General features: G+C 46.2%; 17 protein-coding genes. 5 read left to right on the plus strand and 12 right to left on the minus strand.

Annotated elements, in window-relative coordinates; genetic code table 11:
• Window positions 1-5: 5 nt before the first annotated feature.
• Window positions 6-380 (minus strand): flagellar hook-basal body complex protein FliE, encoded by a 375-nt coding sequence (gene fliE, locus B4E62_RS13050; protein WP_310070700.1) that lies wholly within the window; start codon window positions 378-380, stop codon window positions 6-8.
• A 260-nt stretch (window positions 381-640) separates the two neighbouring features.
• Between fliE and B4E62_RS13055 the strand changes: the two genes are divergently transcribed.
• Window positions 641-841: a PA3496 family putative envelope integrity protein gene (locus B4E62_RS13055; RefSeq protein WP_310070698.1), complete on the plus strand. Its 201-nt coding sequence runs from the start codon at window positions 641-643 to the stop codon at window positions 839-841.
• A gap of 359 nt (window positions 842-1,200) precedes the next feature.
• Here the strand turns inward: B4E62_RS13055 and B4E62_RS13060 are convergent, their stop codons facing one another.
• Window positions 1,201-1,602: a hypothetical protein gene (locus B4E62_RS13060; RefSeq protein ID WP_331352348.1), complete on the minus strand. Its 402-nt coding sequence runs from the start codon at window positions 1,600-1,602 to the stop codon at window positions 1,201-1,203.
• A 159-nt stretch (window positions 1,603-1,761) separates the two neighbouring features.
• A complete protein-coding gene (locus tag B4E62_RS13065; RefSeq protein ID WP_331352349.1) occupies window positions 1,762-2,313 on the minus strand; it encodes a TetR/AcrR family transcriptional regulator in 552 nt (183 codons plus the stop codon).
• 117 nt (window positions 2,314-2,430) lie between these two features.
• Here B4E62_RS13065 and B4E62_RS13070 point away from each other — a divergent pair, with 117 nt between their 5' ends.
• Complete coding sequence (locus tag B4E62_RS13070; protein ID WP_331352350.1) at window positions 2,431-3,111, plus strand: hypothetical protein; 681 nt, start codon at window positions 2,431-2,433, stop codon at window positions 3,109-3,111.
• A 678-nt stretch (window positions 3,112-3,789) separates the two neighbouring features.
• On the opposite strand, the gene B4E62_RS13075 is transcribed toward B4E62_RS13070, so the two are convergent.
• Window positions 3,790-4,926 carry a hypothetical protein gene (locus B4E62_RS13075; RefSeq protein ID WP_331352351.1) on the minus strand — a complete coding sequence of 379 codons (1,137 nt, stop codon included), beginning with the start codon at window positions 4,924-4,926 and terminating at the stop codon, window positions 3,790-3,792.
• Between the two features lie 798 nt (window positions 4,927-5,724).
• Here B4E62_RS13075 and B4E62_RS13080 point away from each other — a divergent pair.
• Entirely contained in the window at window positions 5,725-6,069 is a 345-nt protein-coding gene (locus B4E62_RS13080) for a hypothetical protein (protein ID WP_331352352.1), read from the plus strand.
• A gap of 93 nt (window positions 6,070-6,162) precedes the next feature.
• Here B4E62_RS13080 and B4E62_RS13085 read toward each other — a convergent pair whose 3' ends face one another.
• Together B4E62_RS13085 and B4E62_RS13090 are read right to left on the minus strand one after the other, a co-directional pair.
• Window positions 6,163-7,707, minus strand: coding sequence for a sigma-54 dependent transcriptional regulator (locus B4E62_RS13085; protein WP_331352353.1), 1,545 nt, complete (start codon window positions 7,705-7,707; stop codon window positions 6,163-6,165).
• Window positions 7,708-7,717: 10 nt separating this feature from the next.
• Complete coding sequence (locus B4E62_RS13090) at window positions 7,718-9,025, minus strand: sensor histidine kinase (RefSeq protein WP_331352354.1); 1,308 nt, start codon at window positions 9,023-9,025, stop codon at window positions 7,718-7,720.
• 468 nt (window positions 9,026-9,493) lie between these two features.
• On the opposite strand from B4E62_RS13090, the gene B4E62_RS13095 reads away from it, so the two are divergent.
• Entirely contained in the window at window positions 9,494-10,066 is a 573-nt protein-coding gene (locus B4E62_RS13095; RefSeq protein ID WP_331352355.1) for a TMEM165/GDT1 family protein, read from the plus strand.
• Window positions 10,067-10,135: 69 nt separating this feature from the next.
• Window positions 10,136-11,296: an AraC family transcriptional regulator gene (locus B4E62_RS13100; protein ID WP_331352356.1), complete on the plus strand. Its 1,161-nt coding sequence runs from the start codon at window positions 10,136-10,138 to the stop codon at window positions 11,294-11,296.
• A gap of 79 nt (window positions 11,297-11,375) precedes the next feature.
• Here the strand turns inward: B4E62_RS13100 and B4E62_RS13105 are convergent, their stop codons facing one another.
• The 6 genes from B4E62_RS13105 to B4E62_RS13130 form a co-directional block, all read right to left on the minus strand.
• Window positions 11,376-12,965 (minus strand): tetratricopeptide repeat-containing sulfotransferase family protein, encoded by a 1,590-nt coding sequence (locus B4E62_RS13105; protein ID WP_331352357.1) that lies wholly within the window; start codon window positions 12,963-12,965, stop codon window positions 11,376-11,378.
• A gap of 21 nt (window positions 12,966-12,986) precedes the next feature.
• The gene (locus tag B4E62_RS13110; RefSeq protein WP_331352358.1) at window positions 12,987-14,069 is read right to left on the minus strand and encodes a hypothetical protein; all 1,083 of its coding nucleotides are present in this window, start codon (window positions 14,067-14,069) and stop codon (window positions 12,987-12,989) included.
• Window positions 14,070-14,119: 50 nt separating this feature from the next.
• Window positions 14,120-16,594, minus strand: coding sequence for a family 20 glycosylhydrolase (locus tag B4E62_RS13115; protein WP_331352359.1), 2,475 nt, complete (start codon window positions 16,592-16,594; stop codon window positions 14,120-14,122).
• A gap of 170 nt (window positions 16,595-16,764) precedes the next feature.
• Window positions 16,765-18,372, minus strand: a complete 1,608-nt coding sequence (locus B4E62_RS13120) for a discoidin domain-containing protein (RefSeq protein ID WP_331352360.1) — start codon at window positions 18,370-18,372, stop codon at window positions 16,765-16,767.
• Window positions 18,373-18,555: 183 nt separating this feature from the next.
• On the minus strand, window positions 18,556-21,384 hold the full coding sequence (locus B4E62_RS13125) for a TonB-dependent receptor (protein ID WP_331352361.1): 2,829 nt from the start codon (window positions 21,382-21,384) through the stop codon (window positions 18,556-18,558).
• 444 nt (window positions 21,385-21,828) lie between these two features.
• Window positions 21,829-22,545, minus strand: coding sequence for a hypothetical protein (locus B4E62_RS13130; protein ID WP_331352362.1), 717 nt, complete (start codon window positions 22,543-22,545; stop codon window positions 21,829-21,831).
• Between the last annotated feature and the right edge of the window lie 4 nt (window positions 22,546-22,549).

Genomic DNA, 22,549 nt, shown 5'->3' on the forward strand with positions numbered 1-22,549 from the left:
AACCATTAAATTGGCATGTTCATCACATCGCGATAGGCATCCACTAATTTATTGCGCACCTGCACCATCGCCTGAAACGACACTGAGGCTTTTTGCGAGGCGATCATCACATCGGTAATGTCTACACCGGCAACACCGCGTTCATAAGCATCCGCCATAGAGCTGGAAGCCTTTTGCACATCATTCACTTTGTTGACTGCCTGCGTCATTAAATCGCCAAAGCTGGGAACTTTTGACGTCCCCTCAACCGGCAAAGCGCCGAGGCTGCGCATACCGGCCGGTGTATCACCAACGCCCTGCGGGCGCTGAAATGCCTGGGTTTGCGCCTTTAAATTACGCATATCGCCTAATAATCGGTTGATATCTACGCGATCAGTCATGGTATGCCCTCTCAAACAAGCTCAAAACAATCCCAAACAGCCATTTCACTTGTACAACTCACAGTGACAATAATTTGGCATTGCCGCCTATAAATCTGTCATTGCAGGGGATTTTGCACAAAGCAGGCCAACCTTTGCCGCCCGGCAATCACTTGCCCCAAGCTGCGCAAGCATTAATCAATTTGTCGCAGATCCTTAACCGGTTTGTCACCCAGCGCGATTAAGCTCAAGCCGTCACCAACCCCATCAAGGAGTTTTTCATGAGCGACATGAACCAACTAAGCGATCTGGAACTAATCGAAAATGCAATGGCGAGTTTCATCGCCGACGTGGTGATCTCAAAAGGAAAAAAACAACAGATACGCCGCAACATGGAATGCCGCCGCAAGTTGGAAGAAAAATGGGAAGAGAAAAAATTACAGCGGGAAACCTGTGAGTATGAATTTGAGTATTTGCACTAAATTGCCAGCGCAATTTAATGTAGGGGCGCTGCTTGCCGCGCCCAGATTTTTATCCGGTAATTTGGGCGCAGCAAGCGGCGCCCCTACAATAAACGTCAATCACCTCATTTGCCGGTGATTGTCAGGTGGGTGTCGCCACCGTAAATTCTAATTTAGGCAACATTCTTTTCTGCGATTCGCTATAAACCTCCCCAACTTTCACTGCGCCTTTCTTTAAATAAAATCTTCAGCTTCAGTGTATTGCATTTTCTTTTTTCAAGTTGATACCGAGATAAGGATAGTTTTAAGCTCGACTTTATTAATAAAACCAAATAAAGCAGAAAAATTATAATGCAACCACACGGTAGCTGCGCATCAATTTATTTGTGTCTACCCTCATGATCCCAAAGCAAGAACATCTGATTTGAGGTCGATGCCATCGCCTGAATCAAGCGCTCGTTATTAAATGATGGAATTTCCTGAAGTCGTCGTAGCAGTTCGCCAGCGCCTGTAGCTTCACTCGGATATGTTACAACACCATTTTTCGTTGCCAGGTGCCACCACACATCCTCTACAAATGGCCCTTGATCAGTTGTTTCAACGGCCACTCCGATTAGTTCACTCCAAGCGACGGACTGAGGCTCTTTTTCCGGCCATCGTACATGAGCATAATCTTCATCGAACCAAACCTTTACCGCAGCATATGGGCTCGCCTGCCCCGCCTTCTCTGCAGATTTTTTGAGCTTAAATTTTGCAAGTAAAGATAAAATCAGATCAAACATCAACTATTCCCATTTTTCCAAAATTTTAAACCCGGAAGAGCTATTAAACAGCGCCTTAAAAAAATCAGTGGAAAAACTTTTCCGGCTGTACGCACAACAATCAGAGAACTACATATCTTCAGAGCTGAATTAAATCTTATCCTTCCCCATTAAATGTTCTCACACAGAAGGAACAGCAATCGCTCTACTGGTAAGCATCAACTGTTGAGCAAGTTTATCAGGTGTTGTGGAATATACGCCTGTCAGCCAGTTGCTCAATAACGAGAGTTGCGTTGCGGCCAGTGCCTGAGCAACAGCGGACACGGGGACATAGCGGTTAAGTGAAGGTGAAGACATGTTTTGCAATTGCTCGACAAGTATCTGGCTAAGGCAACGACTGACATGCTTACGTGTAGTGCCCGTCAATATAGGGCGAGCAAAACTTCTGTTCTGCCAAAAATGCTCCAGTATCCCTTGTACATCCAACACCTTGTTCGGGGGTAACATCGCAGAGGCCAAAACAGTCATCGGCCAGCGCAAACTCGCATAGAGTAGATCGTCTTTGTTTTTATAATGCTCATAAAACGTCGAGCGCCCCACATCAGCCTTGGCGATGATGTCTGCAATTTTTATCTTGCTGTAAGGCTGTAATAACACCAGTTCAAAAAACGCGTTGCGCAACGCTAACCCTGTGCGTTCTGCTCGCTTGTCTCCTTCAAATTCCTCTGTCACACAATTTACCCAAGGTTTTGTTGTAGATGCCGGACATTCTAATCGTATTGTCCGCCAAGTATCCATATGCGCTTGTTAGGCTGGCATTCAATTTAAATAACTACCTTTGGAGGCATCGTGTTAAACGAAAACGAACAAAGAACACATTCGTATTACCGTCTTATTGGCTGGAGCTTAATTGCCCTATCCATACTGGCGAACGCGGGTATGGCTCATCACCCGTATATCAGCGCGTCGCAACCTGAAGCCCAAATTGAACAGATGGCTCAAATTGCTGGGCTGACTATGCATGTGCACGGCTTGCTAATTTTGGTGGTACTCATCTACGTTTGGTTATTTACACTCTATGGTGCCGCAAAAAATACCCCCATCGTTTGGCTCGGAAGTGGTTTGTTTGCAGCAGGCGGATTAGCGATGGCTGGCGCAGCATTGATTAGCGGCTTTCTCGCACCTGCAATGGTGCTGGGAGCAGAGATCAATACCGCTGAGCAATTAACAATTTTCGAATTTCAATCGCGCTTATTGATGCAATCGAATAAGGTGCTAGCGAATGCAGGAACCTCTGTATGGCTATGTGCGGTGATCTGTTGGAGCGGCAATCTGGTTCGCGATAACAAACTCTTTCGTTGGGTAGGATTAGCAGGTTTATTAATCGGCACAATCAGCTTGTTCATAATAGCTACCGGCAAATGGCATTTGAATGTGAAAGGAATGAGTCTATTTGTGTTAGTTATTACCATCTGGTTTTGTGCACTTGGGTGTTGTTTGTTGTGGAGTACAAGTATAAAAAAGTTCTAGTAAGCTAATTTTTTGCGCGAAAACCGTTACCCAAAATAAAATAAATTTTCACTTTCACTAGGTTTCCGAATTCGTCAAAAACAGACATAGAAACAGTTGAATTTTTTGAAAAACAAGGCGATGCAGGCGCCATTTTTCCGAATTATTTACTACTGGGGTTTATCAATAAGAATTTGCTTTTTTTCACCAACCGCCTCAGTTCTTGAAACTGCGTTAAGTGAAACTTATGCTCCGCCCATTTTTTTTCGTATTTCTCATTGCCATAAGTGTTTAAAACTTCCGTTGCGCATTCACGAGCAGCAGTTGCAAATGTTACAGGCAAGCAGTAATTGTTAAAAATAAGTTCTCCGCCTGAATCAGGCTGCCCACCCCACATAGTTCGGAGCTACTAAGAATAGATAATTCAATTTCGTTTAATCGGGGACTTGATATTACCCAGTGCTGGTCGCCAAGCTTTTCGTCAAATCGGCAGGAGACAGTAGCTTATCGTGAAACGTTAAAATAATTAACCGTAACTTGATCCCTGCGCGTAAGTAAACTAGCCCCAAATTTTACATGGGGAAACTTTGATTGAAGGGCTCATCCTGAAGAGTGTGTTCCCGCGCCAGTGCACGGGAACAAAATCAACGCGTGAACACCCAAGACCTTAACGTTGGCCTCCAGTTATCAGCCGGACTCTCATTTTCCACAGGAATATTGATAACTGTCTGTTAAGGAACGCCGTGCGGGCGTGAGCAAGAAACTGCGATACTGACGGTCGCGCGTATCAAAGCCCGATGCCGTTATCCAACCCGCATCGGTAATTTTCGCCGCACCGAGCATATACAGATACTGATCGTCAGGTTTGTCGCGGATTAGTAGCTCGTTCAGATTGTAAATCTGGAACTGCGAGTCCCAGATGACGGCCGCTGACCCACCTTGGCCCGTGGCGTATCCAACGATCTGCCGGTGGTTGTTGATGTCGGAAGCATAACTGCTCTCGATGCTGCCGGGCAGGTCGCCCAAGTCCACAGTCCCCGTTTCCTCGCTCCAGAAAATTGCATGCGAACCGTAGTTATAAAAGCTGCCGCCACCCACGACATCCCCGTGATCGTTGATGCTTGAAGGAAAACCGACTCCGCCACTGGTCAACCCATCAATTGCGCGAAGACCACTTTTGCGATCCCAAATGTAACCGCGGCCTCCGCCCGGTGTGTTGTTGACACCAATGACCTGCCCGGCGTCATTCATAGCGTAAGGCCTACTTCCTGTGCTGTCTGGAAACTCGGGTATGACGGTTACTCGAGCGTGGCGGTCCCATATGACGGAGCGTTCACCCAATGCCGATTCATTCGGGTAAGGTCCGCTGACGCCTACCACCTCACCGCGATTATTAATGTCGACTGCAACACTGCTGTCATCTTCAGGCGCGGGCTCCAAGAATTTTAAACCTTTGCCCTGTTGCCAGATAACTGCCCGAAGAAACGCACCGGCCGGTTCTATAGGTTGAGTGCTGACGACCTGCCCTCGATCATTTAAAGCGGCGGCCTTTACGGGAATTTCTAGCTCGTGCGCGAGCTCATCAATAAATTTATATCCATGTTTTCGGTTCCACAAAAATACTTCAACCCCCTCACCCAAGTAGCCCCAACCCAGCACTTGACCTCGTCGGTTCAGACCGACAGTTGCAGTGTAATACAACCCGCTATCAGCAACACTAAGCTCCGTAGTGCAATAGTGTGTAATATCTGGAGGGGTAGCACGTTCGACTTCGTTAGCAACTGCGGAAGTCGTGATCAATACACCAATCAGTAAGAATTCGATAACGGGTCGCATAATTGTCTCCTTAATTAAGAACGTGCTCGTGAGAGGTCCGTTAGGATTACCAGCTCGCTCGGGTCTATTTCGAGCCCTGCAAACTAGTATGGGTGAAATTGATTCGGAAATACTGTGATGTAGCATTAAAATTGCGAGCGAAAAATCACAGCGAAATTGGTTAGCTTAAAAGAATTTAAATAAATGAACTTTAAAGCGCCATCCGTAAGCTCGTACCAATATTTTTTCGCCAATGTTAACTAATACTGGATCCTAAAAAAATCGACTGCGATTGTCATCGAATTTAGCAAAAGCACAGCTTTTTGAATCTGGCATGAAAGAGACGGCGCCAATTTTTTAAAGCCAAGCTCCATCTTTTTTTAGACATAATCGGCCCCATTTATTCCAAACTTGCTAAATACAGGTACCATATTTTTTTCAAGCGGCGGGTCAGTATAAAACTTGATGAAATTCACAGTTGATAAACATTGGGGAATGATTTTCTATAAAACTGAAGAAACAACAAAAAGTAAACCTGCCTTTTGATTTGTACTCTGTACGGCGCCACTTTTATGTCGAATCTTGCCCCATATAACCCATTAAAAAATCTATTTGGAGTGTTGCCTTATAACCATTATTCCGGCTCCTTATTAAACGCACATGTGGATCAAATTGAGGCACTAATCAACAATTGCAGCATTTAGCGCCAGCTGGGATTAGACCCACTACCGCGCCTGCGTTGACACCCCAACCCTCATCCACTAAGCTGCCCGCGCTACGGTAAATTCCGCAGCCGGGAATCTCACCCGTGGTAGCGGTTTGCAAACTCAAACTGCGAGATTTTCTATTATGGATAATGTAACCCCTCGCCCCGCCTTCCCCGATGCTTGCGTTATTAAACTTGATCAAACGCAATTCGATTTTTTCCGCAAATCCCGACTTGAAATTCATTCGCCGGACAAAGTTCTTACGGTGATCAGCAAGCCTCTGCCGCATAAAACCGATGTAGATTTGGTTTATCAGTTGTGGTGCCAAGCGTGTTTGCTGGAGGTGTTGCTTGATGAAGTAGAAGACAACATAAAGTTGCCGCAACGAGCAACTAATTGTATTGCCTATGTGGTTGACAGAATTGATATGCATCTTAAACGGCAGACGCGTATTTAAAAAAATAAAGGCGGTTTTTCAACCGCCTTTATTCGTTTTTATCAGCTGAATATTTCGCTAGCCATATTCATGGTCATTAACGAAATGGGCGTATTACTCCGTAATCTCATACCCCTCTTCACGCAACCGCGCGATCTTATAGCGCAGGGTACGCGCGCTAATGCCCAAACGCTCTGCCGTATTTTTGCGACTGCCGCGTTCGTTGCGCAGGGTGTTCATGATGATTTCGTATTCGCGCTGTTTAAGGTCATTGCCCAGCGCCGGGTTATTTAGCGATGAGTGATGCACAGGTTGGTTGTTGACCAGCGCGATATTATCAGCGATTCCGCCGACAGGAAATTGGCTAGCGCGGGCGTAGGCTTGTGCAGCAAAAGATGATTCGCCGTTGGATTCAAAATCCGCGCTTGGATTAACAGCTTGCGCGGCCTCTAACAAATTCGGTTTTTGGCTGTAGTGCGCTGGGCTTTGTGAGTAAGGGCCGTTTGCGCCCAAACCCAAATCATCCGCCTGGATGGATTTGCCTTCCTGCAAAATTAACGCGCGCTGCATGATATTATCCAGCTCACGCACATTACCCGGCCACGGATAGGCGAGCAGCATTTGCTGTGCAGATGCCGATAGACTGACACCGCGACGATTTTGTTTTTGTGCGTGTTTTTGCAAGATTTTTTCGGCGAGCGGAATAATGTCTTCCACGCGGTCGCGCAACGGTGCCCATTGCAGTGGCAATACGCTCAAGCGGTAGTACAAGTCTTCACGGAATTTTCCGGCGACAACATCGCTGCGCATATTGCGGTTGGATGTGGCAATCACACGCACATTTAATTTAATTGTCTTGCGGCCACCCAAGCGCTCTACTTCGCGCTCCTGCAATACGCGCAATAATTTTGCTTGCAAACCAATATCCATTTCGGAAATTTCATCGAGCAATAATGTGCCGCCGTTGGCTTGTTCAAATTTACCGGGGCTGCTGGTGTGCGCGCCGGTGTAGGCACCTTTTTCATGGCCGAACAACATGGCTTCCAACATATTTTCTGGAATAGCAGCGCAGTTGATCGCAATAAACGGTTGGTTACGGCGCGATGAATGGTCGTGAATATAACGTGCGAGCACTTCTTTACCGGTACCTGATTCGCCTACTACCAATACGGTTGAATCTGATTGCGCGACACGGCGGGCAAGTTGCAATAATTGTTTGCTGGACTGCGCCATAGCAACGGGTTCGTCGCCCTCGATCTGTGCTACGCCCAAGTGACGCGCTACGGTTTCTACCAGGGTTTGTGGTTCAAAGGGTTTTACCAAATAATCAACGGCGCCCTGCTTCATCGCATTCACGGATTCAGCGATGCTGGCATAAGCGGTAATCAGCATCATGGGAATTTGTGGATATTCTTGCTTCACACAGCGCAGTAAATCATGGCCGCTCATTGCGCCCATATTGACATCGGAAACAATCATGCGGATATCGCCATAAAGTGCCAACTCTTTTAGCGCCTCTTCGCCACTACTGACGGCAATTACCGAATAATCGGCTAATTGCAGCGTGTCTGTTAACGCCTCGCGGAGATTGTTGTCATCTTCAACAACCAATACCTTGATCGCATTTTCAAAATCAGCTTGTTGCAATGCTAACGCCATGATTATTCCCCTAAGATGTAAAATTCGCGAACGGCAACAGCAGACTTGCACAAGTCCCTTTGCCTACTGTTGATTGCAATAAAAATTTTCCGTGATGCGCACGCGCAACGGCTTTCACTACACTTAACCCCAAGCCAGTACCCTGCGCTTTGGTGGTGACAAATAAATCCCCTACGGATTTGAGCAACTCGGCAGACATTCCCGGCCCTTTATCACACACGCGAATCCACAAACGCTGTTCTTCAGAAGCGAGTTGCGCACTGAGTGATGAATCATTCAGGGTTTGCGGATAGAGATTGAATTCAATGCGCAGCGCCGCTTTGCGGTCTACAGCTTGAATCGCGTTATTGACCAGATTTAGCAACGCACCGATTAATGCATCGCGATTGCATTGGATGTAACGCTCGCGGCAATTGATAATCCATTCGCAGGTAGATTCGCTGGTCATCAACGGGACTTCCATTGCCTCTGCCAATTCAGACTGCAATTGCGCAACGCTGATCACATCGTTCAGCGCAAGCTCGCCCTTCACATAGAAAAGCATGTCTTGCACCTGGCGCTCGATATTATTCAAACGCCCGAGAATTTTTTCTGAAAATTGTTGGCGACGCGCATCATCCAACTTGCCGCTGCACAAATGGCCGGCGTATAACATGGCGGACGATAAAGGCGTGCGGATTTGATGTGCGAGTGCACCCATCATTTTGCCTAATGCAGATAAACGCTCATGACGACTTAATTCGCCCTGCAAACGACGGGTTTCAGTTTGGTCGGTGAGTAAAATAATTTGGCCATCAGCACCCAGGTTGCGGGTTTGGATACTAATGAGGCGGCCATCGCGCAATGACACTTCGTGGCCGTCATCCTGACGCGGTGCGAAACAGCGTGCGATCACTTCGCGCCACAATTCGCCTTGCAAAGGTTCGCCTAGCAATTCAATCGCAGCGGGGTTTGATTCAGACACGCGCCCGGAGGAATCCAATACCACCACACCACCGGGTAAAAAATTCAGCAGGCTTTCAAGGCGATTGGCTAATTTTTCTTTTTCTGCCAACTCCTGCAAGCGGCGGTCACTAAGACTGGACAGTTCTTCATTTAATTCAGCAACGCGGTTTTCCAACAGGTGATAAGAATCCGCCAGCTGTTCAGACATCTGGTTAAACAGCTCAAACGCACTTTTCAGATCCTGGCCTTTTTCACTGAGCGCCTTCTCCATCGGTAGTGCCGCCAAAGGCTCATCCGAATTGGCAGCCAGTAAGCCAGCTCGCGCTTTAGCCGCGCTGCCGACCTTGATCACATTGGAAACTGCTTGCGTCATAAAAACCCCTGTTGCACAACTCTTGCCCTGCCCGAAAAATCAAACCGTCAATAAAACAACGGATATTTGTCGTTAAAGGCTTGCTTAAGGGGTTAATTGCAAGCTGGATGCCAAAGTATTTAGTTGTTATTTTTCATATAGTTACAACTAATAAGACGCAACATAAGTCAAACATTTGGCTTGCGCGGGATTTTCAGGTTGTCGCATTAATCATGCATCCTTATAATGCGCGAACCCTCTCGGGGGAGTAATCTGCTCCAGCATTGCGATGCCTGCATCGGTAAATGCTGAGCGCTTTTGTCAACAAACTTGCCGCACTCTTCCTTCAAGAGCGCATTTACGGCATGGCAAAAGCGTCCTCTGTTGTGCTTACAGCACACATCGGATTGATGAGACCTGAGATACCACTGTGGCCCCGGCGGGACTGCGGTTGTATCTCATGTTATTCATCCCGCCCTGGTAAATTTTATGGAAGCCTTTCTCAGCTCAACCTTCGCCGTCGCCATTGCCGAAATTGGTGATAAAACCCAATTGCTCGCACTTTTCCTCGCTGCGCGCTATGGCCGCCCCTACATCATCAGCTTGGGTGTATTAGTCGCCACCATCGTTAACCATGCAATCTCGGCATGGCTCGGAACTGTGTTGGCAGATGTGATTCCTGCCGAGTGGATTCGCTGGATTATTGCGGGCAGTTTTTTTGCTATCGGCCTTTGGTTATTAATTCCCGATAAAGAAGATGACGACATGGGCCGCTTCGCTAACTACGGCCCCTTTGTCGCAACGCTGGTGTTATTTTTTCTGGCAGAGATTGGCGATAAAACCCAAATCGCCACCGTCATACTCGCGGCCAAATACAATGCAGATATGTGGATGACCTGTGCTGTTATTGCCGGAACAACACTAGGCATGTTGCTGGCAAACGTGCCGGTTATTTTTGCAGGAAAATGGTTAATGGATAAATTGCCACTCGGTGTTGCACACAAAGCCGCCTGCGTTTTATTTATCGCATTGGGAATTGCAACTTTGATAGGAATGGGCTGAGTTGATTCGCTAAACCTGATGTACTATGGTGGCACAATCACCATAGTCGTCACGTCAGGCCAGAGATTAATGATTACTCCTATTTTTAATTTAAACGATATTATTCTCATTCTGGCGATAGGTTTGAGTTTAATTCTAGCCTTATTCCAACCCATCTTACCCGCCAAGAAAAAACTCACCAAAGCATTATTAGCCAGTTTTTTCTTGAGCCTCACATTATCCGATATCGGCATTATGTTGATCTGGAATGAATACATTCCGCAATCAACCATGAGCGCAACGCTAGTACCCTACTTCTACTGCTGCTCCATGCTGTTAAAAGCGCCTTTGCTGTTACTGTATGTACGCAGTATTACGGAAGAAAATTTCCAATTAAAACGCATCCATCTTTTGCATTTAACACCGATGCTCATCGCCATACTGGTGATATCCAGTTTCGATATTGATATCAACCGCCTGAAGCTCGACACCTTTGGTATGGATGCACTGCTCTATCAAGTCATAGACAGCCTTTGGTATTCGCTGAAAATTATTCCACTGGGATATTTTATCGCCGCAACTTTTACTGTTTGGCACTATCACAAAATGCTGCGCCAACAACATTCCGACGTAAATGAAACCGCTCTCTGGTGGTTGTATTATTTAACCCTGGGTTTTGTATTAGCCGGTATTTGGACGCTCTCTCTAAGCATACTTGCCTATTTCTATCGCTTGCCGTTTGGTGTTACCGATAACTACCTGAACTTTATTTTATTGATCGCACTCTTCTATTACAGTATTTCCCATGCGCAAAACCTCACTACCACCAAGGAAGAAGAGGAGTTTGATGATCCGAAAGAATCTGCTGCATTGGTAGACACCAAACCGCTGGATTCCACTATCAGCAAAATTATGGACGGCATAGTCAACCAAAAGCTTTACCTTAACCAAAGCCTTAACGTTGAGCAGTTTTCAGCGAAGATCGGGGTGCCTTACCGGGATGTCTCTTTTGCCATTAACAAAGCATTTGGCACAAACTTTTTTGAGTTTGTTAATTCCTACCGCATTGAAGAATCCAAACGTTATCTCACCGATGAAAAATACAAAGACATGACTATTATGGATATTTTATTAGAGTCGGGCTTTAACAGTAAATCGGCATTCCAACGCTTCTTCAAGCGTTTGACGGGCACATCACCAACAGAATTCCGCCGCGAGGCATTGCGCAAAGCACACTTTGCGCAGGAGTAGTGCTCAGCACTTGAGGCTGTTTTTATGGATACCCGCGTATGCGGGTATGACGACAATATAACTATTCATTGATTTGCCATTATTTAGGCAAAAGACCAGCATCAGTTAATATCGCAATTGCAGGTTCAAGATAAGCCGCATAATGTTTCCATTGCCCAACACTTGCCGCTGAAATCGGTTGCCGGACTTGCACTGCGCTAGCCGTAGCAACTGGCTTGCTATTCTTCTCTACGGCCAAACAGGCCTCCTCCCACTCCAGACCACAAAAACCTAATAGTGCTTTAATCTCGTCAGTAGGGTTAGCCACTAAGGATTCATAATTAGCCACATAAAAATTATTGGGGTAAAGCGTCTGCCAGTGGTCAACTAAACGTTTGAATGCCACGTAATAGCGCGCGGCATCTTCAAGATTCAAAGTGTATCCAAAGGTGGAATCATGGAAGCTGAACAGTTGGCGATAATTACTGACGATAGTATCGAGCGGATTACGGTCAAGGCAGACTATTTTTGCCTCAGGTAAAGCGGCAATAATTAAACCGGCATAGAGTATATTCAGCGGCAATTTATCCACTAAATAACGCTTTCCCGCCAACAAATAATCCGTACTGGAAATATATTCACGCCCCAATGCTGCAAGATCCACCTCGTCCAAACGGTTAATAAAATCGCTATCAATAAACTCATTACTGGTTGACTTGAGCTGACGTTTTAGCGCTACCGAAAAATTATACAGCTCACCACCTGTGGCCACTTGGCTATGGTTTGAGATAATACGCTCAACCAAGGTTGTTCCTGTTCGCGGCATTCCAACAACAAATATCGCTCGCCCATTTGCATAACCCTTATTTAACACTGGCGGTTTTGCTGAAAAATGCTGCTTTACTCGTGCAAAAATATCCTCATCCCGCGCAAACTGATAGGCGAGCTTTTTAGTCATTTTCTGCTTTGCTTGTGCCAGCACCGCCATGGATTCATCACAACACTTTAGTGCCTCAAGCTCTTTGGAAAGCGCATGGGCCACGCACAAACTATCATCAGGATCTGTTGCCGTGGACACCAACTCACGTAAGCGAGCGATGTGGTTAGTTTGCGGAGTAATCCCCCCCAAACTAGTTAATGCGGCATGTGCTTTGTAATAATCGGGTTTTAAAGCGATAGCACTTTCATAAGCATCACGAGCACCAGCAAAGTCACCACAAAATTTTAGTGACGAGGCAAGATTAAAAAAAAGACCAGGTTGTGCTTGCCCAAACGCAATAACTTTTTTAAAACAAACCGCCGCTTGTTCATACATACAAAGTCGATTGTAAGCTACGCCCATCACATCCAACACTTCTGCCGTGTGGTTTTGCAGACGCTCTGCACGTGCCAACAAATACACAGCATCTGTATTTCCAGCAAGCACCTGTGCACGAGCCAAATACACCGTGTATTCCAGTTTATCCGGCTCAAGGCGGTAAGCATGGGTTAGCATCTCAACTTCTTTGAGATGGTTTTTGAAATCATAGGCAATGCGGCTCAGCAAAAAATAAGCGCCTGCCCACTGCGGATAACGACTAACGGCATCAGTCAATAATTGAAACGCATTGCGGTAGTCGCCTTGCAGCAAAGCAAGGCGCGCCGAATCCTGAATCAGCATTTGTTCATGTTCATTATCGACTACAACCATACAATCGCCATTCTTTCAAAATTACTGGACGTCACAACCATTGGAAATAACTCCGCCCGATTGATTGCCATTCAGGTTTTTTACATCCAGGAACTTATCATAAATAAACCAGGTAGCACCAACGACCTCGATATTTTCCTTCCATGGCTTATTGAGTGCATCATACTGTTCGCGCCAGGATTTATAAGCCTGCTGATGTGGATTCTTTTCCAGCCAACATCCCATAAACGGAATATCATTGGTGTTTTTTGGGCCTTCGTTGGAAAAAATGGGCGCAATTTTTACCTTGCGGCTAGCAGCAGATAGCCACTCAAGACGCTCAAGGCCGTAATTGATAATAGTCACATCCGTCTGCATGTAATAGTGCACTAAAATCCGGTCGGTAACATTTCCCAACCTAACTGCTTCCGTTGCATTAATCCAGCCAACATAAATCTCTGTTTGCAAATCATGCACCATGCCGACGGATTTAAAATGCTCTAGCATCGCAATCGTATTATTAAACGCAGTGGCGCGATCAGGCATATTCCAGAACTCGTACTCCACATTCAATACGTTGATACGTTCGGATTCGGGGCGACCATTATTGTAGGCGACTATAGTATTCGCCTCACTCACATCCCCCAAGGCGGCGGCGACGCTTTTAACTCCGGCAGTTAATTTAGCGCGACTGACCAATGCAGCAAACTGTTTGGCGGTGGTTGAGGTTGGATTAAGGCCTTCCAAATCATAAAAAATGAGATAGTTAAATCCATTATCGCGTACAAATTTTATAAATTGATCTTCACGCTCAACATTGCCCAACAATGCATTAGTGCGCCCCGTATTAAGGGACACGTACATTCCGTATAGTTGATCGTTTTGTGGTTCACCACCTTGAGCTGATGATGCGATGGAGGAATTGGAGCTAGAAACTTCCGCGCTGGACGCACTTGCTTCTGCTGCTGAACTCGCATTCGTTACTATCTTAGATGAATCATTTGATGAAGCACTTGATCCAACAACAGAATTGCCACTGTTGTTGGTATTTTTTATTGCAGAGGAACCACCACCGCAGGACACCAGCGCAAAAATAAAACTGAAAATACATAAATTGCGTAACATTATAAAAACCTTTCAATAATTTTCCCGGAAGCGGCTGTATAGCCAACACACTAATCAACAGTCGCTGTGTTGCTTACAACGGAATGTAAGCGGCTGCGCAGCAATACTTGCCCCGTCCCTACATCCACTTTATCTTGATACTGGACCCAATCTTTGCCGTTATTAAGGCTGTACTCGATACCAATTCCGGGTAACGATGAATTAGCACTTAGCTGGTTGTTAACGCGAATACCACCGGGGGGTGGCAAATAAAATTTAACGCCTGACTGTTCCAATTTGGGTAACTCTTTTGCAACCAAGGTGGCCGCGAACTCTCGCCAATCAGTAGCGCGTTTGCTCACATCAGGACTATCACTTTCCCACTCCGCCTTAAACCATGCGCGCTCTGCCAATACAATTACACGCGGGAAAATCATGGTTTGTAATTGTTCTGCAGTCCTGATGGTTTCAGTCCACACCTGCCCTTGCATACCCAGAACATGCTCGGGGTTTTTCAGCGGTGGAAGAATGCGGCCAACCAAGCCATTCAAATTGGTAATGTCATTTCCAATAAATGTCCTATCGGCATTGGCGTAAAGATTATCTGGCATAAAACCAAATACTTTTGCGAGATCGGTATAACGTGTTGCCCAGTGGTAGCCGCGCTCCCCTGCACTGGCTTCATGTGGGTGATCAAAATACAAATGTGTTGCACCAGAAATAACAACATCGTAACCGTTATTGGCTAAACGATGCGCACGGTCAGCGACCCCGGCCTCCCAGATATTGTCCCAGGCATTGGCGATCACGCGTTTATTGAATAATTGGTTGCGGTTAAAGGTATTGTTCGGGTCGTACATCAAACCGTCTTCCCACCCCATTAAATCGAGGCCACGTTTGTTGGTCATTTCAGAAACACGTTGGACAAAATAGGGTTTAAGGTCAGCTACACCGGCAACGCCTTTATCATTGTTAGCAAATAATTGAGTGCACGCGGGTGATGCAGTCCATGCACCTGCACCGACTTCATCGCCACCCATGTGGAATACCGTCAGTTTTTGCCCTGCTTTGCGATACATTTGTTGAAGTTCATAAGTCACTTTTTCAATAAATTCATAGGTCGATGGCAAGCAGACGTTGGCTGCATTATCCGAATAACTTTGCACCGACATGTAGCGGGATTTATCTTGCGGATCACTCAGTAGATATTGCTCTGCAGCGGCTTGTTGACCAGATGCCATTAACTTTTTATAGCGTGCCTCCATGGATTTAATGGCAGCGCGGGAATGGCCGGGCATATCTATTTCAGGAATAACCTCAATATGGCGTTGCGCCGCAAATTTAATGATCTCGGTAAAATCCGCAGCGGTTAAGTAACCATTGCCTACTGCAGTTTTACTGGGGCCATTACCCAATTGCGTCATCAGGCAGGTGGTTTCGGTTAAATCGAAACAGCGGAATGCTCCCACCTCCGTTAATTCCGGTAAGCCAGGAATTTCAATTCGCCAACCTTCATCTTCTGTGAGATGCAAATGGAGTTTATTAAGTTTGTAACGCCCCATTTGTTCAACCAGCGACATTACTGCTTCTTTGCCGTGAAAATTACGTGCAAGATCGTAATGCATGCCGCGCCATTCCGCGCGCGGCTCATCAAATACCCGCAGCGCAGGCACGGATTGCACGGTTGCTTTTTCTACTGGCAACAAACTCAATAAACTTTGTACTCCGTAAAACACACCCGTCGCAGTACCGGCTGAAACGGTAATTTTTTCGCTGGTAATATTTAGCTCATAGGCTGCAGAATCCGCGAGTTTTTTATCGACACTGAGTGCGATGACCTGTTGCTTGGGAATGTTGGTAGATACTCTTTTTTCCAGCGACAAGCCTGCATCATGCAACCGCTTCTGCAAATAACCGGATTCAAACGCAAGGCCACCCACTTCAATAATCACCCAGCGATTATCAATTTGTGCGCTGCCCTTGCTGTAGGTTACATTTTTGGGTGTCGGAACTATCTTTACGTGTTCAGTATCTACATCCAATTGGTTAATCGCCATATTGGTGTGATAACGGCTCTTGGTGGTTACAACGGAATAAAAGTCTTTAGGCGTATCAAAACGTAAAAATTGTTCTGGCTTAATAAAGGGATCAACAAAAGCTTCAAGGTTTTCAGTATCGGTATTGGCAAATACGGCTGCATCCCCTGCGGTATTGGCAATAAATGCGCGCGGCATAAAATCGCTGTAACTCACGATGTGGCCACGTGCCACATAGGGAAACCGCAAGGATTTTCCAGATGTTAAACCCGGGAATTTATCAGTGGGCGAAAGCTCATAAAGATCACCTTGCAGATGCTTAAAGGTAAATTCGGCGGAGTCACTCGACAATATGCGTTTGACCGAGTGAATATAAATTCTCCAATTTCCCTCTCCTTTTGGTAAGGCCAGGGAGGAATTATTATTGATAGTCACTTGCGCAGTAAAAGCACCTTCGCGGCCAAAATTACTGACTGTGCCAAAGCGCAATTCCGCGTTTTGGGCAAACACCCTTAAATCCGCCGATGAAAGCGACCCCGCGCACACCTGACCCGCAATAAGAACAAGCCCTGCAACTGATAAATATTTTTTCCACATAGTGCTAATACCTCTACCACATCAAACCCTGGAGTTTGATTAACAATAAAAATGACTGCCTCACAGAGGCAGTCTGTAACGAATCAATAGACTTCCAACTCAAACAGCGAGAAGCCCCAAGCTGGCAATGCTTTCGCTGTGCCGTTGATGCGGACATAACGGCCGGTGCCACTTAAGCCGGTTTGGTCATTGATCAACGCTGTATTTCCCGTAACTGAACGCAGCGTTGTCCAGTTATTGCCATTAGTAGAAATCTGGATTTGATAAGCCGTTGCGTAAGCTGCTTCCCAGGTTAATTTCACCCGGGTAATGCTGTATGAAGCACCCAGATCAACCTGAATCCACTGTGAGCCGGAATAAGCACTTGCCCAACGGGTTGTGGTGGTATTGCCGTCAACTATTTTTGCAGGTTCATAACCCGCTGCGATAAATGAAGATGCCGTAACCGATTTATTCAGCGCGCGATTTGTTCCAGAACCACCGCAGCTACCGCCTATGCTTAAGCTCGCATTGGTTGAGGTAAAACTGGTGGGATTATTTGCATCGTAACTAATCACTCGCGCCGCATAATTACCCACATCTGCTGCGCTGATGTTAGATACAGTGAGTGATGCTGTACGTGCGCCAGCAATGTTTCCACCATCAATCAAGCACTTGCCATTTTTCATCCAGCAATAACTTTTGTTGGTAGCAGAACTCGCGACAGTAAAAGTGCGCGACTGACCAGCGCAGGCAGTTTGATTGGTGGGATTGCTGGTAATGTGATTGGGTTTAGCAGCGTAAATAGCGGGAAAATGATTGTATAAAAACCAATTGGAACCCACGACTTGAAGATTATTTTTCCAGGTGGCATTGAGTGCGTTGTAGCCGGTAATCCAACTTTTAAACGCTTTATCATTCGGGTTGGTTGCTAACCAGTTGCCCATAAAATAGGTTTCAGCATCGTCAGTCGTTGTTGGGCCTTCATTGGAAAAAATAGGCGCTATGTTCACTTTGCGGCTGGCACCGGCGAGGTACTGCAAACGCTCTATACCGTAATTAATAATTTCGGTATCGGTCTGGCGATAAAAATGTACCAATACCCGATCAGCTGCATCACCCAAACGCGCGCCTTCTGTAGCGGTAATCCAGCCAATATAAATTTCAGTGGTTAAGTTATTGGCAGTACCAAGATTTTTGAAGTAATTCAGTACATTGATGGTTTCATCAAATTCAGCAGCTCGGTTAGTTGTAGAACGCCAAAATTCACGCTCCACATTGAGCACATCAATTCGCTCGTTAAATGCATGGCTATTGTTGTAATCGACAATGTTGTTGCCAAATTGTGATTCCGCTAATGCTGCCCCCACTTGCTGCACGCCATACTGGGTTTTTGCACGGGAAATCAGCGATGCCAATTGTGTTGCACGGGTAGAATTGGCCACTAATCCTTGCAGGTCGTACATGATCAGGTAATTGATGCCGTTGTCGCGCGCAAATTTGAGCAAGGTATTTTCAGCTGCGGTATCACCCAATACGCCAGCGATTCTGGAGGTTGAATCAAGCTTTACATACATCGCATTAATGTCTGCGCAACCGCCACCGACATAGGCATTACAGGTTTGTTGTGCACTAACTGAATAACAAAAAATAAATGATGAGATAAATAATGATAGAAATTTAAAAATACGAAGGTTGAATAATTTTTTCATATAACACCTTTATCGGATAACAAACATTATTGTGTGATTAACGCTATCTACAGCAAAGATGTGGTCCATTACGCAGTACTTCCTGTTGAACACAAATTTCAGGCAAAAGGGGAAAAAGGCCCGGCCGAAGCCGGGCAAACGGGAGTCACAACTAAAGGACAATTAAATAAGAACGACAAAAACCTAGAGCTTGGCGCGAATACCAAAGGTGTATAAAGCACCGGTATCTTCAAAACCGATGAATTGGTTTTTGTAACGGCCATATTTGTTGACGGTTTCGCCGGTGACGTTACTGCCTTCAACAAACACCGTAATCTTGTCGGTGAAATCGTAACTTGCACTGACATCAACCGCACCATAGGCATCGTAATGAACAGGTTCACTACTTGGCCCGTTAGATACACGGCCGAGGAATTCGGTGCGGTAGTTATAGGCAACACGCAATTGCAGGCCATCTTTATCGTAAAAAACCGTTGCGTTTCCAGTGTCACTAATACCTGGCAACGCAAATCGTTGGATTGCACCTGCAGCACTTAGTGATGCATCGCTGTTCACAAATGTGTAGTTACCGGATAAACCAAATCCATTTTCAAACACGTGAGTCCAGTTAAGTTCAGCACCTTCAATAGTGGCCGACTCACCGTTTTGTGGACGCGTAACGGTAAACGTTCGCCAAGCCGGATCTTCAACATCAACAATCGTTTCCAAGGTTTCCGGCAAACTCATCGTCACGATAAAATCGTCGATATCTTTTTTATACAACGCCACAGCAATCATGTTCGCATCGTCATAGTAGTACTCAAATGACAAGTCCAGGTTTTGCGATACAAAGGGTTTGAGGTTCGGGTTATTACCACGCGCCGTACGCACTGACGTCGTCGTTGTCTGATATGACGTGTAGGGAGCCAAGGCGGTTAATGTTGGACGAGTTAATGTCTCACTAAACGCAGCGCGAATATAAAAATCTTCAGTAACTTCAAGGCGCGCATTGAGCGATGGCAACCAATTGTCGTAATCATTTTTCATTGCAACCGCAGTGCCGGCTTCATCTGCAAATTGTTGTACCAACCAGGGTGACGGTGGTCTTCCCGGTTCAGCCGCTTCACGTTCAAGGCCTATCAATACTTGCGTGGTTCCTGATGATGTCAACGCGGTATCGGTGTAACGCACACCACCTGACACATGCAAAGGCATTGCGAAAACATCGGTATCAGCGGCTGCTTCTAAATAGAAAGAAGTAACATCTTCTTCGATGGTGGAGGAATCGTTGGATTTAACGGCATCCCAACTGCTTCCATTGGCAATGAACGCCGCTTTTGAGGCGATACCCGCCGGTGTATTTGCGCGTGTACGACCGTCAATGTTTTCTGCCATCCAATTGCGGTAAGCAACCGGATCAATCATATAAACGTCGCCGTTTAATCCGCCAAATACATTGCCCGGTTTTAACACGCCTTTAATAACTGCATCTGTATCCATGACTTGCTGGGTTGCAAGGCCGTGATACATACGACGAATCAAATCAGGCGTTTTCCAGTATTCGGTCGCTTTTTCTGCAACGGTATTGTTCGCACCAAATTTCACTTGTGACAGGAATGAATCAGCTGGAGACCACTCAAAATCGAATTTGAATTCGTGGTTTTTGGCTTTGTTGTAAACACCGTCATTCGAATTAATACGCGCGCGCAAATCTTTCATATTGGCGCTGCCCATTTCCGGTGTTATTGCTGCGGGATTAGCGTACTCAAGGGTTGGAATACCACCATTGGAGGTCATGATGTATCCAGGTCGATCCAAAAACTCCACGATGTACAAACGATCCAGGCCACGGTTGTCGAGAATCGCATCAGACATGGAAATATCGGCGATCATTTTCCATTCGTCAGAAATATCCCAAGCCGCATTTAAACCGCCAACATTGGATTCTGTCGGGCGCTCGGTGGTCGTCAATAAATGCGCATAACCGGTGATATTGTAGCCAGCGTCATAACCGTGATTGATTACGTTGTAGAAACCGTGCTCATCAATTTGATTCAGCGGAGATAAAGTCGGCGCCCACATGTAAGAACCTGTGGAGTATTTTGATGTAGACGAATCATATTTGGAGTGGATTACATCTGCAGTTAATACCAGATCATCGGTTGCCTGCAATTGCAGCACTAAATTACCACCAATACGCTCGCGGGTTTCGTTGGTGATGCCCGCATACAAACTTTGGATGCGGTATGTATCTTCTTCCAAACCATCACCTGAATAAGCGTAACCGCCCGCCCAACCCTGTGAAGGATTGGTGAAGTTTAAAAAAGGCTCTTCAGTGGTTTTGGAAATATGTTCGTTCTCAACGGTATATTTCGCGCTGGAACGCTCTTGATATGTGAGCGATGCAAGCACACCCAATTTTTCATCGTTAAACGTGTTACTGACAATAAATGATGCCTGTGGACTGGTGTCTTCGCTGTTTTCTTCATACATACCTTTGATGCTGCCTGCAGCATGGAAGCCATCAAAGTCAAAAGGACGTGCGGTAATAATATTGATAGTACCGCCCAAACCGCCCTCTTTCAGGCCGGCATTGGAGGTTTTGAATACATCAACCGTGCGCACCAATTCAGAAGCAAGGGTATCGAAACTGAATGCACGGTCTTCGTTTTCAGTCGCCGGTGAGCGACCGTTGATCAACACTGCGCTGAAATCCGGCCCCAGACCGCGGATGCTCACGAAGCGGCCTTCACCGCCCGCGCGATCAATCGCTACACCGGGAATACGCTGCAATGAATCGGCGATGTTGTTGTCGGGGAACTTACCCAAATCCTCAGCGGTAATGCTGTCGCTGACCAATTCTGAATTGCGTTTTTTATCGATACTGCGCCCCAGGCTCGCTGCAATACCTGTGACCACGACTTCTTCCAGGTTTTCATCGACAGTTGTATCTGCTGCCTGAGCACTCCCCAGTGCCAGTGTCGAGGTCATGGCTGCAACCACTGCCATCGACATTCTTGATTTTATGAACATAACAGCGTCCTCCTCGGACCTTTTTCTCGTTGGTTATCTCTCATTGGCTGCGTGATCTTGTTGCTTGAGCGATCAACCTGACACTGGGTCTCTCCTCCCAGTGTAGGCTGGCTTATCTCCAGTGCAGCCATAATTACCCAACGGAAAATAGGTAGTCGCTTCACTTTGGCGCCAGACGCAAAATGCTCCGGCTCAGTTTTGACGGAAAAGCGACCCACTTTTAATTAATTGATTTATAAAGAGTTTCAACAAACCAACCTAAACAATCCGGAGAATATGGGTCGGATTATTCACTGTTTTTAATGCTGGATAAACGCGCAGACGGGCACAAGCGCGAGAAAATACCAAGGCTACCGAAAGTCGCACTCGGCAGAAGGTATGGAAAAGAAGATAAAAAGAAAGCGGAGGTAGAATTAACGCGAGGTTACTTTTTATGCACCAGGTTTAATCTTTTAAATACCAATCATCGCGATAGGTTTTCACCATGTCGGGATACAACACCGTCATCACCGTAGCGATAAGACCGTTTACAAAACCTTCGGGAAAGGTCATCAACACAAAAACAATGAAATGCTCTTGAGTAGTTGCGAACTGAACATCACTACCTGTAACTGCAAATAACAATATGGCAGCAAGGCCGAGCCAGATACAACTTAGCATCGCGCCAAAAAATCCAACACCCCAGAAATAGGTGAAAGGATTTTTGAACTTCCAGCGATCCACCAACCAAAGTACACACCAGGCCCATCCCACCGGCACAGCGACGCTTAAACAAAAATCGACCGGCAAGGTGCTCAAATCAAACTGTGCGACGGCGACATCCCAATCCAGTGTGAGTGCATGTAGCGGTACTTGATAGATCTCCAGCGCAACCAAAGCCATGGCTCCGATTAAGGTCGCAAGGCTCCAGCCAAATACCATGGTGGTGACTGTCATTAATAAAGGATGAATTGCCAAGGTATCGCGCACCGATACTTGCAACAGCCACAACAGCGCCAGCGCAAGTATGGTGGCAAATAATGCATGTTGGCGTGCTTGACTAGTGAGCACTTGTTGCCAGGGAGCATGGCGGACTGCCAATAATAAAATCGGGAGGGTGATACAGGTGGATAGCCAGAAAAGCAGCGAATTGGGTGCGAGCAAGAGATTCATATAGGACATAAAT

This window comes from Cellvibrio sp. UBA7671 (genome assembly GCA_002483145.1).
GTDB classification, from domain to species: Bacteria; Pseudomonadota; Gammaproteobacteria; order Pseudomonadales; family Cellvibrionaceae; genus Cellvibrio; species Cellvibrio fibrivorans.